General features: G+C 69.0%; 8 protein-coding genes. 5 read left to right on the forward strand and 3 right to left on the reverse strand.

What is annotated here, in order from left to right; all coding sequences use genetic code 11:
- Positions 1 to 20 precede the first annotated feature (20 nt).
- Positions 21 to 887, forward strand: coding sequence for an alpha/beta hydrolase (locus tag ABID97_RS09135; RefSeq protein ID WP_354398195.1), 867 nt, complete (start codon positions 21 to 23; stop codon positions 885 to 887).
- Between the two features lie 20 nt (positions 888 to 907).
- Here ABID97_RS09135 and ABID97_RS09140 read toward each other — a convergent pair whose 3' ends face one another.
- Positions 908 to 1,885, reverse strand: a complete 978-nt coding sequence (locus tag ABID97_RS09140; RefSeq protein ID WP_354398196.1) for a GMP reductase — start codon at positions 1,883 to 1,885, stop codon at positions 908 to 910.
- 351 nt (positions 1,886 to 2,236) lie between these two features.
- On the opposite strand from ABID97_RS09140, the gene azu reads away from it, so the two are divergent.
- From azu to ABID97_RS09160, 4 genes are all read left to right on the forward strand, one after another.
- A complete protein-coding gene (azu, locus tag ABID97_RS09145; protein ID WP_354398197.1) occupies positions 2,237 to 2,689 on the forward strand; it encodes an azurin in 453 nt (150 codons plus the stop codon).
- 57 nt (positions 2,690 to 2,746) lie between these two features.
- A complete protein-coding gene (locus ABID97_RS09150; protein ID WP_354398198.1) occupies positions 2,747 to 5,179 on the forward strand; it encodes a UvrD-helicase domain-containing protein in 2,433 nt (810 codons plus the stop codon).
- Positions 5,180 to 5,312: 133 nt separating this feature from the next.
- Positions 5,313 to 9,068 (forward strand): DUF2339 domain-containing protein, encoded by a 3,756-nt coding sequence (locus ABID97_RS09155; protein ID WP_354398199.1) that lies wholly within the window; start codon positions 5,313 to 5,315, stop codon positions 9,066 to 9,068.
- A complete protein-coding gene (locus ABID97_RS09160; protein WP_354398200.1) occupies positions 9,065 to 10,606 on the forward strand; it encodes a DUF3999 domain-containing protein in 1,542 nt (513 codons plus the stop codon). The genes ABID97_RS09155 and ABID97_RS09160 overlap by 4 nt, the downstream gene beginning before the upstream one ends.
- 18 nt (positions 10,607 to 10,624) lie before the next feature.
- Here the strand turns inward: ABID97_RS09160 and ABID97_RS09165 are convergent, their stop codons facing one another.
- Positions 10,625 to 11,455, reverse strand: coding sequence for a BPSS1780 family membrane protein (locus ABID97_RS09165; RefSeq protein WP_354398201.1), 831 nt, complete (start codon positions 11,453 to 11,455; stop codon positions 10,625 to 10,627).
- A 10-nt stretch (positions 11,456 to 11,465) separates the two neighbouring features.
- Positions 11,466 to 12,512, reverse strand: a complete 1,047-nt coding sequence (locus ABID97_RS09170) for a homoserine kinase (protein WP_354398202.1) — start codon at positions 12,510 to 12,512, stop codon at positions 11,466 to 11,468.
- Positions 12,513 to 12,553: the final 41 nt, after the last annotated feature.

The raw sequence follows: 12,553 nt of genomic DNA on the forward strand, positions 1-12,553 counted from the left end.
AAAAAAGGAGCAGGAACCGCATGGCCTCGTACGAACCCGCCTGGCTGGAAGGCATGTACAACAATCTTGCAAGGGTGAAAGACCACCCCGCCTACTTCGCCCGCTGGGCCGGGGATTCCGAAGCCGCACGCGAGAGGCTGCCGGGCCGGATCGACGTGGCCTATGGCCAGGGCGTGAATGAAACGCTCGACATCTTTCCCGCACCCGTGCCCGGCGCGCCGGTGCTGGTGTTCATTCATGGCGGCTACTGGCGCGCCATGGACAAGCGGGATCATTCCTTCATTGCGCCCGCGTTCAACGACCGCGGCGTGTGCGTGGTGGTGCCCAACTATGCGCTGTGCCCCGGCACGGCCGAGCGGCCGGTGACGGTGCCGGACATCGTCATGCAGATGGCGCGCGCGCTGGCATGGACCTGGCGCAATGCCGCGAGCTTTGGTGCGGATCCCGCGCGCATCACGGTGGCAGGCCACTCGGCCGGCGGCCACATGGCGGCGGCACTGCTCGCGTGCGACTGGAAGGCGCTCGCGCCCGACCTGCCGGCGCAGCTGGTGCGCAACGCGCTGTCGATCTCCGGCCTCTACGACCTTCGGCCGTTGCAGCGCACGCCCTTCCTCGAACACGCGCTGAAGCTCAGCGATGCGGATGCGCTGCGCGCCAGCCCGGCGCTGTGGCCGGCGCCCGCGCGAGGCCAGCTGCATGCGGTGGTGGGAGGCGACGAGAGCGAGGAGTTCCTGCGCCAGAACACGTCGATCCGCGAAGCCTGGGGCCGCAACAGCGTGCCGGTGTGCGAGGCGCTCGACGGGCTGAACCACTTCAGCATCGTCGATGCACTGGCCGACGGCGACCACCGGCTGCACCGGCAGGCGGTGCAGTTGCTCGAAGCCTGATCCGGCTGCGGCAGGGGCGCCTACATCAGCAGGTGTTCGCCCGCGTTGTCGCCGCCCAGCGTGACGTAGTTGACCTTGCGGATGTCCATCAGCGTGCGGCCGCCGGCGTAGCTGATGGAGCTCTGCACGTCCTGCTCCATCTCGACCAGCGTGTCGGCCAGCTTGCCCTTGATCGGCTCGAGGATGCGCTTGCCTTCGACGTGCTTGTACTCGCCCTTGTTGAAGTCGCTGGCGGAGCCGTAGTACTCCTTGAAGAGCGCACCATCGACTTCGACCGTGCGCCCCGGCGACTCCTCGTGGCCCGCGAACAGCGAGCCGATCATCACCATCGAGGCGCCGAAGCGCACGCTCTTGGCAATGTCGCCGTGGTCGCGGATGCCGCCGTCGGCAATGATCGGCTTGGTGGCCACGCGCGCGCACCACTTGAGCGCGCTGAGTTGCCAGCCCCCGGTGCCGAAGCCGGTCTTGAGCTTGGTGATGCAGACCTTGCCCGGGCCGATGCCGACCTTGGTGGCGTCCGCGCCCCAGTTTTCCAGGTCGATCACCGCTTCAGGCGTGCCAACGTTGCCGGCAATCACGAACGAGGCGGGCAGCTTCTGCTTGAGGTAGCCGATCATGTTCTTCACGCTGTCGGCATGGCCGTGCGCAATGTCGATGGTGATGTACTCGGGCACGAGGCCCTCGGCCGCGAGCTGGTCGACCGTCTCGTAGTCCGGCTTCTTGACGCCCAGCGAGATCGAGGCGAACACGCCCTTGCCGTGCATCTCCCTGACGAACTTCACGTTGTCCAGGTCGAAGCGGTGCATCACATAGAAGTAGCCGTTCTGCGCGAGCCAGAGGCAGATCGGCTCGTCGACCACGGTCTTCATGTTGGCCGGCACCACCGGCAGCCGGAAGCTGCGCGCGCCCAGCGTCACGCTGGCGTCGCATTCCGATCGGCTTTCCACGCGGCACTTGCGCGGCAGCAAAAGGATGTTGTCGTAGTCGAAAATCTGCATGAGAAACCAAGCTCCTGTGAAGGTGCGCCGAGGAACGATTTCCGTCGGCGTGGGCGCTTGGTCCCGCCCCGGTCATCGATGCCCATGCAGGCATAAAAAAACCGGGCGACAAGAATCTTGGGCCCGGTAACTGATTATAGGGATGCGCCGAATCGCCTTCTTCCGGGCTTTCGTATAAACCTTATTCGGCGGCCGGTCTGTCCGCCGGCGGAGGGCATGGCCGGGCTGGTGGCGGGCGCACCGCGGGTGGGGGCTCTTTGATGCAGATCAGTGCCGCGCGGTGGGCGCGTCCGACAATGGGGCAACCGCACACACCGGGTGCGGCGTCCCTTTTTCTTGGAGACCGTTTCCATGCTTCGCCACCGCCTCGCTGCCATCGCCACCCTGGCGTTTGTTTCTTCCTCCGCGTTTGCCGCCGACTGTTCCGTCGAGATCGAGGCCAACGACGCCATGCAGTTCAACAAGCCCGCCCTCGAGGTGGGCAAGGGCTGCAAGGAATTCACCGTCAAGCTCAAGCACGTGGGCAAGCTGCCGAAGCAGGCCATGGGCCACAACTGGGTGCTCGCCAAGACCGCCGATGTGCAGGCGGTCGCCGCCGACGGCATTGCTGCCGGCCTGCCGCAGAACTACGTCAAGCAGGGCGACGCGCGCGTCCTGGCGCACACCAAGATCATCGGGGGCGGTGAAAGCGACAGCGTGACCTTCCCGGTCGCCAAGCTGGCCGCAGCCGACAGCTACACCTTCTTCTGCTCGTTCCCGGGCCATTCCTCGATCATGAAGGGCACGCTGAAACTCGCGAAATAAGGCGGCGGGGCGACCCTGCCACCGCGTCGGGCCGTGCCGGCTTCCTACAATGCCGGGATGTCTCTTTTCGGCTCGCTCGACGCCTCAGCCGGCGCCCCCCATTCCCCAACGGCCGACTCGCCGCTGCTCGCCAACCTCAATCCGGAGCAGCGCACCGCGGTCACGCTGCCTGCGGGCAACGCCCTCATCCTTGCCGGCGCCGGCTCGGGCAAGACGCGGGTGCTGACCACCCGCATCGCCTGGCTGCTGCAGACCGGCCAGGTGTCCGCCGGCGGCATCCTGGCGGTGACCTTCACCAACAAGGCCGCCAAGGAAATGATGACGCGGCTGACGGCAATGCTGCCCGTCAATGTGCGCGGGATGTGGATCGGCACCTTCCACGGCCTGTGCAACCGCCTCCTGCGCGCCCACTGGAAGCTGGCCAACCTGCCTTCCACCTTCCAGATCCTCGACACGCAGGACCAGCTCTCGGCCATCAAGCGGCTGATGAAGCAGTTCAATGTCGACGACGAGCGCTTTCCGGCCAAGCAGACGCAGTGGTTCATCGCGGGTGCCAAGGAAGACGGCCTGCGCCCCAAAGACGTCGAGATCCGCACCGAGGACGACCGCAAGAAGGTCGAGCTCTACCAGCTCTATGAAGAGCAGTGCCAGCGCGAAGGCGTGGTCGATTTCGGCGAGCTCATGCTGCGCAGCTACGAACTGCTGCGCGACAACGATCCGGTGCGCGAGCACTACCAGCGGCGCTTTCGCCACATCCTGATCGACGAGTTCCAGGACACCAACCGCCTGCAGTACGCGTGGATCAAGATGCTCTCGGGCACCACGGCGGCCGGCCAGTTCACGCCGGGGCAGAACAGCGTGATCGCGGTGGGCGACGACGACCAGAGCATCTACGCCTTTCGCGGCGCCCGCGTGGGCAACATGGCCGACTTCGTGCGCGAGTTCGACGTGCAGCACCAGATCAAGCTGGAGCAGAACTACCGGAGCTACAGCAACATCCTCGACTCCGCCAACGAGCTCATCAGCCACAACAAGAAGCGGCTCGGCAAGAACCTGCGCACCGACCAGGGTCCGGGCGAACCGGTGCGCGTGTACGAATCGCCCACCGACCTGGCCGAGGCGCAATGGATGGTCGAGGAAATGCGCCAGCTCGTGCGCGACGGCTTCGACCGCAAGGAAATGGCCGTGCTCTACCGCAGCAATGCGCAGAGCCGGGTGATCGAGACGGCGCTCTTCAACGCCTCGGTGCCGTACCGCGTGTATGGTGGCCTGCGCTTCTTCGAGCGTGCCGAAATCAAGCACGCGCTAGCCTACCTGCGCCTGCTCGAGAACAAGGACGACGACACCAGCTTCCTGCGCGTGGTCAACTTTCCGCCGCGCGGCATCGGCGCGCGCACGCTGGAGCAACTGCAGGACGCGGCGCGCACGGCCGGCCGTTCGCTGCACGATGCGGTGCATGCCGTGGGCGGCAAGGCGGGATCGAACCTCACGGCCTTCGTTGCCAAGATCGACGTGCTGCGCGAGCAAACGCAGGGCGCGAGCCTGCGCGAGATCATCGAGCTGGTGCTCGACCACAGCGGCCTTGTCGAACACTACAAGGCCGACCGCGAAGGCGCCGACCGGATCGAGAACCTGGAAGAACTGGTGAACGCGGCCGAGAGCTTCGTCACGCAGGAAGGCTTCGGCCGCGATGCGGTGGCGCTGCCGATCGACGAACTGCGCCAGTCGCTGGCGAGCCAGGGCATCGACCCGAACCGGCCGCTGATGGACGAGCCGCTCGCGCCCGATGCCGAGACGGGCGAAACGCTGAGCCCGCTGGCCGCGTTCCTCACGCATGCCGCGCTGGAGTCGGGCGACAACCAGGCGCAGGCCGGGCAGGACGCGGTGCAGCTCATGACCGTCCACGCCGCCAAGGGCCTGGAGTTCGACTGCGTGTTCATCACCGGCATGGAAGAGGGCCTGTTCCCGCACGAGAACTCGATGAGCGATTTCGAAAGCCTCGAGGAAGAACGCCGCCTGATGTACGTGGCAATCACGCGGGCGCGCAAGCGCCTGTACCTGAGCCATTCGCAAACGCGCATGCTGCACGGCCAGACCCGCTACAACGTGAAGAGCCGCTTCTTCGAAGAGCTGCCCGAAGGCGCGCTCAAGTGGCTCACGCCGAAGAACCAGGCCTTCACGCCGTCGGCCTTCGGGTATGGCGGCGGCTATGCGAGCACGCGTGGCGGGAGCGGCGGCTACAGCGGCGGCAGTGGCTCGGGCGGCTATGGCGGCAGCAAGGACACCTATGCCAGCCCGCCGGTTCCGCCGCAGAAGACCGCGCCCTCGCACGGCCTGCGCTCGGGCATGCAGGTGTTCCACAACAAGTTCGGCGAAGGCACGGTGCTGTCGCTTGAAGGCACGGGCGACGATGCGCGCGCGCAGGTCAAGTTCTCGCGCCACGGCGTGAAGTGGCTCGCGCTGTCGGTGGCCAAGCTCACGCCCGTCTGAGCACTGCCACGTTGCGATGACATTTGCTACCAAACAAATAGCTTAGGCCGTAATAACCACGGGCGTTCGGGCCGGTTCCTGGGGAAGCAACCGCCTTACACTCCCTGCTCGCGAAAAACGAGGGGAGTTAGGGATGTGGTTCCTTGGAATGATTGCCGGCCTCTTCATCGGGGCCCTGGCCGAGTCGCTGCCGGCTGCGCTGATCCTCGCGGTGGTCGGCGCGTTCGCGTTGCCCCGGATCGTCGGCAAGAAGAACCGCGCCGGGCCCGCCCGCACCGAGGCCGAGAGCGCGGCACCACCTTCCACCGGCACGCCCGCGGGCGGCATGCTGGCGTTGCAGCATCGCGTTGCCGAACTGGAACAGCGCGTGAGACTGCTCGAGCAGCGCACAGGGCAGGGTGCCGCCGGGCCCGCGATGGAGCCGCTGCCTTCGCGAGCGCCTGAGCCCGCCGGCGCAGATCTCCACGTCGCGCAGCCGGTACCCATCCCCGTACCCGTACCCATGCCTGTCCCGCGGCCCGCGGCACAGGCCGCTGCGGGTGTCGCTGCCGTGCACGTGCCGGTGCCCGCCGCCATCGGGGCGACCAGGACCGTTCCCGAGCCCGCCGCACCGGTGGCCGCCAAGCCTCCTGCGCCGGTGCCGCCGCCACCGCGGCCCGCTCCGCCCCCGCCTCCCGCGGTCCCCCTGCGCGAGCGGCTGCCCGCGCCCATCGCCAACCTGATCTTCGGCGGCAACATGCTGGTGAAGCTCGGCGTGCTGATCCTGTTCCTCGGGCTGGCCTTCCTGCTGCGCTACACGGCCGAGCGCGTCACGGTGCCTATCGAGCTGCGCTACGCGGCGGTGGCGCTCGTCGGCGCGGGGCTGCTGGCGCTGGGCTGGTTCCTGCGCCGCAAGCGCACCGGCTACGCGTTGATCCTGCAGGGCGCCGGCATCGGCGTTTTCTACCTGACGACGCTGGCGGCGATGAAGGTGCACGAGTTGCTGCCACCCACAGCGGGCTTCGTCTTCCTGTTCGGGGTGGCCGCGCTGAGCGCGGTGCTGGCGGTGCTGCAGAACGCGCCCATGCTGGCCATCGTGGCGGTCCTCGAAGGCTTTGCCGCACCGGTGCTCGCATCGACCGGGCAGAACCGGCCGGTGGGGCTTTTCACGTACCTGCTGGTGCTCGACGTCGGCATCGTGCTGATCGCGTGGTTCAAGGCGTGGCGGGTGCTGAACCTGATCGGCTTCGTCGGCACCTTCACGCTGGCCGCGGGCTGGGCGCACAAGTACTACACCGATGACCAGTACGGCATCGTGCAGCCCTTCCTGCTGGTGTTCTTCCTGATGTTCGTGGCCATCGGCCTGCTGTTCGCGCGCCGCACGCTGTTCGATGCGCCTGTGCAGCCCGCGCAGCCGCTGGCCGCGCGCGCCCTCGACACCTTGCGCCGCGCGGGCCGGGTCGACAGTTCGCTCGTGTTCGGCACGCCCATGGTCGCCTTCGGCATGCAGGTGCTGCTGATGCAGCCCCGGGAATACGGCGCAACGTTCTCGGCCATGGCGCTCGCGGCCTTCTACCTGGTGCTGGGCCGGCTGGTGTTCGCCACGCAGCCGAAGGGCCTGGCACTGCTGGCGGAGGCCTATGCGATCGTCGGCGTGATCTTCGGCACGCTCGCCATTCCGCTCGGCCTGGAAGGCCGGTGGACCGGCGCGGCCTGGGCCGTGGAAGCGGCCGGCATGTACTGGCTCGGCGCGCGGCAGGCTCGCGTGTATGCGCGGGCCTTCTCGTTCCTGGTGTTTGCCGGCGCGGTCTGGAAGCTGCTCGAAGCCACGCAGCTCGATGCGGCCGCCGGCCATCCGCTGCTGCAGGGCTCCGTGATCGGTCCGCTGCTGGTCACGGTCAGCGCCTTCGCGATGTGGACCATTCACCGCCGCGCCAAGCTCGACGAAGGCGGCTGGGAAGCGCTGGTGGGCACCGCGCTGCCGTGGCTCGGCATGGGGGCGCTCACGCTGCTGCTGTGGCAGTGGCTCACGCCGCCATGGGCAGCGGCTGCAACGGCGGTGCTGGCGTCGGCCACGTTCGCATTCGCGGTGCGCTTCAAGCTCCGGCTGCTGGCCTTCGTGACCTACGGCATGCAGGCATTGGCCGTGGCCGGCTTCATCGCAACGCTGCACCGCGTGGCCGAGGGCACCGACGGCGGGCAGGTGCTCGCAAGCGGGTGGCAGGGCGCCGTGGCGGCGAGCCTGATCGCACTCAGCGTGCTCGGCAGCGCCGGCTGGTCGATGCTGCAGGCGCACCGCGCGGCATTGGCGCGCGGCATCCAGCCGGCGTGGTCGGCGGGCAATGCCGTCGCGGTGATCGCGGGCGTGAGCCTGCTGCACCTGGCAATGCTGTTCCAGGTGAGCCTGGCGCAAGCCGCGCTGCTGTGGCCGCTCACGGCCACGGTCGTGCTCTGGGTCGCGCTGCGCCTGGCGCACCGACCGCTGGCGGCGCTGGCAGGCGTGCTGCAGGTCATCTCGGCGCTGCTCCATGCCTTCAGCCAGGTCTGGATCTATTCCGGCAATACACCGCCGCCGGCTTTCGCGCACCTGGGTTTCTGGACGCCGGTGGTGCTCGGGCTCGCGGCCTTGCTGGCCGGTGCATGGATGAGCGGCGAGGCAGGGCGGCACGCCACAGAAGGCACCACCGCCGGCAAGCGCACGCGCTGGATCAACGGCTGGTGCGCCAACGCGGCCGTGCTGTGGCTGCCCGTGATCTGGGGCCTGGCCTGGTGGCTCTTCGGCTGGCTGGATGAATCCAGCGAAGTGCTGCGCCGAAACGGCCTGGCCGGCCACCGCGCGGCCGCCGCCATGGCGATCGTGCTCGTGACCTCCGTGCTGTCCGCTGTCGCCGCGCACCGGCGCGGCTGGCCGCAGCTGGGGCGCGCCACCCTGGCCACCTTGCCGGGCGTGGTGCTGATCGCCGCCTATGGCGCTGCGCTGGCGGCGCCCGGAATCTACGTGCCGTCGAGTGCGCTGGGCTGGATCGCCTGGCCCTTGGCGCTGCTCTGGCACCTGCGCCTGCTGCACGCGCAGAAACGCTGGCTGGCCCCATCGGCACTGGCGCCTTTGCACGTGGCGGGGTTCTGGTTCTTCGTGCTGCTCGCGGCGCGCGAGTGCCAATGGCAGCTCGGAAGCGTGGGCGCCGAATGGTCGAGCTGGCAACTGCTGGGCTGGGCCATCGTGCCGGCGCTCGCGCTGTGGATGCTGCGTTCGCGCGCGCTGCAGCTGCGTTGGCCGTTGACCGAGTACCGCACGGCCTACCTCGAAGTCGCCGCCATGCCGGTGGCCGCCTACCTGCTCGCTTGGGTCTGGATCACCAATGCCGCGAGCCCGGGCAATGCATCGCCGCTGCCCTACGTGCCGCTGCTGAATCCGCTGGAGCTGGCGGAGTGGCTGGTGCTCTTCGCGCTGGTGCTCTGGTGGCGTGCCTTGCCAGAGACCTCGTTCGCGCGCGTGCAGCCCATGGTCGCGAAGGGCGTGCTCGGCCTCACCGGCCTGGCGCTGCTGACCGGCATGGTGCTGCGCAGCTGCCATCACTATGCGGGCGTGGATTGGCGCTTCGACGCGCTCTACGCCTCGTGGCTCACGCAGGCGGCGCTCTCGATCACCTGGGCGGTCTGCGGCGTGGTCGCGATGGTGCTGGGCCACGCCCGCGGCGTGCGCACACTGTGGGTCGGCGGTGCCGCGCTGCTCGGCGTTGTGGTGCTGAAACTGTTCTTCGTCGAACTGGCGGACCGTGGCGGGTTGTTCCGCATCGTGTCGTTCATCGCGGTGGGAGCCTTGCTGCTGCTGGTGGGCTATTTCGCCCCGGTGCCGCCCAGCCGGAAGGAAGCGGAAAAAGATGTGTTGCCCGAAGGAGGTGTTGCGTGAAGCACGGTGAAGGCGCATCGCGCCACACGCTGCGTGTTGGTCTCGCTGCGGTTCTGGCGCCGGCATGGCTCGGTGCAGCCACTGCGCAGCAACCGGCGGCGATTTCGGCAGCGCCCATTGCGTTGCAGGGCAGCGGCCCCTACCACCGCCTCGTGCTGCCGCTCGGCATCCATGCCCATGCCGCCTACGGCGATCTGCGCGACCTTCGCGTGCGCAATGCCGGAGGCAACCCCGTGCCCTATGCGTGGCTTCGCAGCGAGGCCGCCGCGCCACACGTCACCTCGAAGGAGGTGCCGATCTTCGCGCTGCCCGCCGGTGCTTCGGGCACGGCCGACCCGGCCGAGGACGCATCGCTGGGCTTCAGGGTGCGGCCCGACGGCTCGCTGGCCGTGGCACGCAAGCCGGCGCGCAAGCCGGCCGACGCGGCGCAGTGGCTGATCGATGCGAGCCAGCTCAAGGGCAGCCTGCTGCAGGCGCGTTTCGACGTGGCGCCCGACGCGCGCGGCCTGTTCGCCTTCAGGCTCGAGGCCAGCGACGACCTGCGGCATTGGCAGCCCGTGGGCGGCGATGAGCAATTGCTTCGGTTGGCGCATGGCGGCCAGACCATCGAGCGCCTGGCCGTCGATCTCGGCGGCGTGCAGGCGCGCTTCCTGCGCCTGCGATGGAGCGATCCGCAGAACGGCGCGCCGCTCACCGGCGTCGCGATCGACAGCCTGCAGGAGACCGAACCGGTGGCGCCGCTCCAATGGACCGGGCCGCTGAAGCCGGAGCGCTGCGGCACCGACCATTGCGACTACGCGTTGCCGCGCGGCCTGCCGGTGGAGAGCCTGCGCATCGACCTGGCCGACGTCAACACGCTGGCGCAGGTCGGTGTTTCAGGCCTGCTCGCGGCCACGCCGGCCACATCGGCCACCGAGCCCGCATTCGTCCCGCGCAATCCGCTCTATGCATTGCGCCACCCGCAGCGCCGGCCGGCGCCGGCCTCGGCCAGCCCGGGCGAAGTGCCGCTGCTCGACACGGTGGTGTACCGCCTCGCGCAGGCCGGCGGCGAGGCGCGCTCGCCGTCGCTCGCGCTCGACGGCCGGAGCTACTCGCACCTGCGGCTGCGCACGGCGGGGCCGGTGAACGTGCTGGGACCGGTGCCACCGGTGATCACGGTGGGCGCTACGCCGCGCACGCTGGTGTTCCTGGCGCAGGGCGCTGCGCCGTTCACGCTCAGCTGGAACACGGCCCCCGAAAAGAACGTGGTGCAAGGCAGTTCGCCCGGCGCGGCATTGCCGCTGGCCACGCTGCTGCCGGGCTACTCGCCCAGCAAGCCCGTGGTGGCCGACCCGGCGTCCGTCACGCTGCCGCCCGTCCCGGTGGCCGCCGTCGAAGCCGTGGTGGCCGCCGCCGCGCAACTGCCGGTGCCCGTGCAGCCGGATCCGTTCCGCAAGTGGTGGTTGTGGGGTGCGCTGGGCGTCGGCCTGCTGTTGCTGGCCGGCATGGCATGGTCGCTTTTCGCGAGCCTGCGGAATGACCGGGCGCTGGCCGACTGACCGTCGGTCGCGGCCCCTTCAATTCGGGTCGAAGCTGTCGCGGAAGGTGAACCAGGTCGAGCTCATCGACATGGCCGCGAGCACCAGCGCCATGCCGACGATCAGCACGTTGCCGATGGCCGCGGCCGCGGCGCCGCCCCCCACCGCACCGACGCCGATCAACACCGTGGCGACCAGGCCGATGCCGATGCCGGCGAGCAGGAACACGCCGAGCCACGCCAGGCCGAACAGCGCGTAGGCGCCGAAGTTGCGGAACAGCGCGACCACGCTGAAGAACACGCTCTTCACCGGTTCCACGCGGTGCCAGTGCACCAGCGCCGGCGCATGCCACATGGCCAGAGAGAGCGGCAGGTTCAGGCACATGAGGAGCATGCGCGCCACCTGGAAGTCGCTGCTCGCCATCACCTCGGGCGTCACCACCTCGTCGAGCAGGTAGGCCTTGGCAAGCTGGCCGCCGTCGACGAACGTGGTCAGCAGCACCGCCACCACGAAGTACAGGGCCGAGATCACGCCGAGCTTGACCAGCGAGCGCCATTCGGCCCGCATGGCGCCGGCCACGGCAACGAACATCGCCGAGCCGGTGGGGCGCTGCGCATGCCCGTCGGTGCCCACGCCGTCGGCGTTGTCGGTGTACGCCACCGACGTGGCCACCATCAGGCCCAGCGTCATGAACGGCAGCAGGATCGGCGCCAGCACGCTGCCCAGCAGCGGCAGCAGCGACACCGTCGAGATCAGCGCCATCAGCAGGAAGAACAGCGAGATGAAGGCGAGCGGCTGGCGCCAGAAAGTCTTGAGCCCGAGGCGGACCCAAAGGGCGCCGGTTCGCGCCGGCACGAGGTGGAGTTTCATTTTTTCGGAGTCAGGCGGCCAGCGGTTCGAGCGACTGCGCCATGGCGTGCGGATGGGCGGCGCGCTCGCGCAGCACGCGCTCGAAGTGCGCCGGGTCGTGCGGCTTCAGCATGCTGGCTTCGCGCGGCAGGTGAAAGTCCCAGAGGCGCGAAATCCAGAAGCGCAGTGCCGCGGCGCGCAGCATGGCGGGCAGCAGGGCGCGCTCGGCCGCGTTCAGCGGGCGCACGGTCTCGTAGGCCGACAGCAGCGCGTCGGCGCGTTCGGCGTGGTGCGCACCGGTCGCGAGGTCGATGGCCCAGTCGTTCAGGCACACGGCCAGGTCGAACAGCCAGGTGTCGGTGCCGGCAAAGTAGAAGTCGAACACGCCCGTGAGCCGCGGCGCGGCGCCGGCATCCGCGCCGGTGGCGAACATCACGTTGTCGCGGAACATGTCGGCATGCACCGGCCCGCGCGGCAGCGCCGCATAGGCCGACGACTCGGCCACGTGGTTCTGGTAGGCCAGTTCGGCGCGCAGCAGCCCGGCCTGCGGCGCGTCCACGTACGGCAGCACCACCGGCACGGTGTCGTTCCACCAGGCCAGGCCACGCAGGTTGGGCTGGATGCGCGGGAAGTCGCGCGCTGCGATGTGCATGCGCGCGAGCAGGGCGCCCAGTTCGGTGCAGTGGGCCGGGCCCGGTGCGAGTTCGCTGTGCCCCGACAGCCGCTGCACCAGCGCCGCCGGCTTGCCCGCCACCTTGAGCAGCAGTTCGCACGGGGCATTGGCCGCAATGGTCAGTGCATGGCCCGAAGGCGGCTGGACGGCGGGATCGGCCACCGGCTCAGGCACCGGCAGGCCGCGGCCCGCGAGGTGCTTCATGAGGCACAGGTAGTAGGGAAGCTGCTCGGCGCCCAGGCGCTCGAACAGCGTCAGCACGAACTCGCCGCTTTCGGTGGTCGCGAAGTAGTTGGTGTTCTCGATGCCGCCCTCGATGCCGCGGAGTTCGCGCAGGGGACCCAGGCCCAGGCGCTGCACGAGCGCGTCGGCCTCGCCGAAATCGACTTCGGTAAAAACTGCCATGGCGGTGCTCAGCGTGTCGCTGCGGGTTGAAGGCGCGGCAC

Origin of the sequence: Variovorax sp. OAS795, assembly GCF_040546685.1 — a bacterium.
Lineage (GTDB): Bacteria > Pseudomonadota > Gammaproteobacteria > Burkholderiales > Burkholderiaceae_C > Variovorax.

Bases quoted from the DNA above. Each gene is read 5' to 3' on its own strand.
- ABID97_RS09135 (WP_354398195.1), top strand. From the start codon at position 21: ATGGCCTCGTACGAACCCGCCTGGCTGGAAGGCATGTACAACAATCTT.
- ABID97_RS09140 (WP_354398196.1), bottom strand. From the start codon at position 1,885: ATGCAGATTTTCGACTACGACAACATCCTTTTGCTGCCGCGCAAGTGC.
- azu (WP_354398197.1), top strand. From the start codon at position 2,237: ATGCTTCGCCACCGCCTCGCTGCCATCGCCACCCTGGCGTTTGTTTCT.
- ABID97_RS09150 (WP_354398198.1), top strand. From the start codon at position 2,747: ATGTCTCTTTTCGGCTCGCTCGACGCCTCAGCCGGCGCCCCCCATTCC.
- ABID97_RS09155 (WP_354398199.1), top strand. From the start codon at position 5,313: ATGTGGTTCCTTGGAATGATTGCCGGCCTCTTCATCGGGGCCCTGGCC.
- ABID97_RS09165 (WP_354398201.1), bottom strand. From the start codon at position 11,455: ATGAAACTCCACCTCGTGCCGGCGCGAACCGGCGCCCTTTGGGTCCGC.
- ABID97_RS09170 (WP_354398202.1), bottom strand. From the start codon at position 12,512: ATGGCAGTTTTTACCGAAGTCGATTTCGGCGAGGCCGACGCGCTCGTG.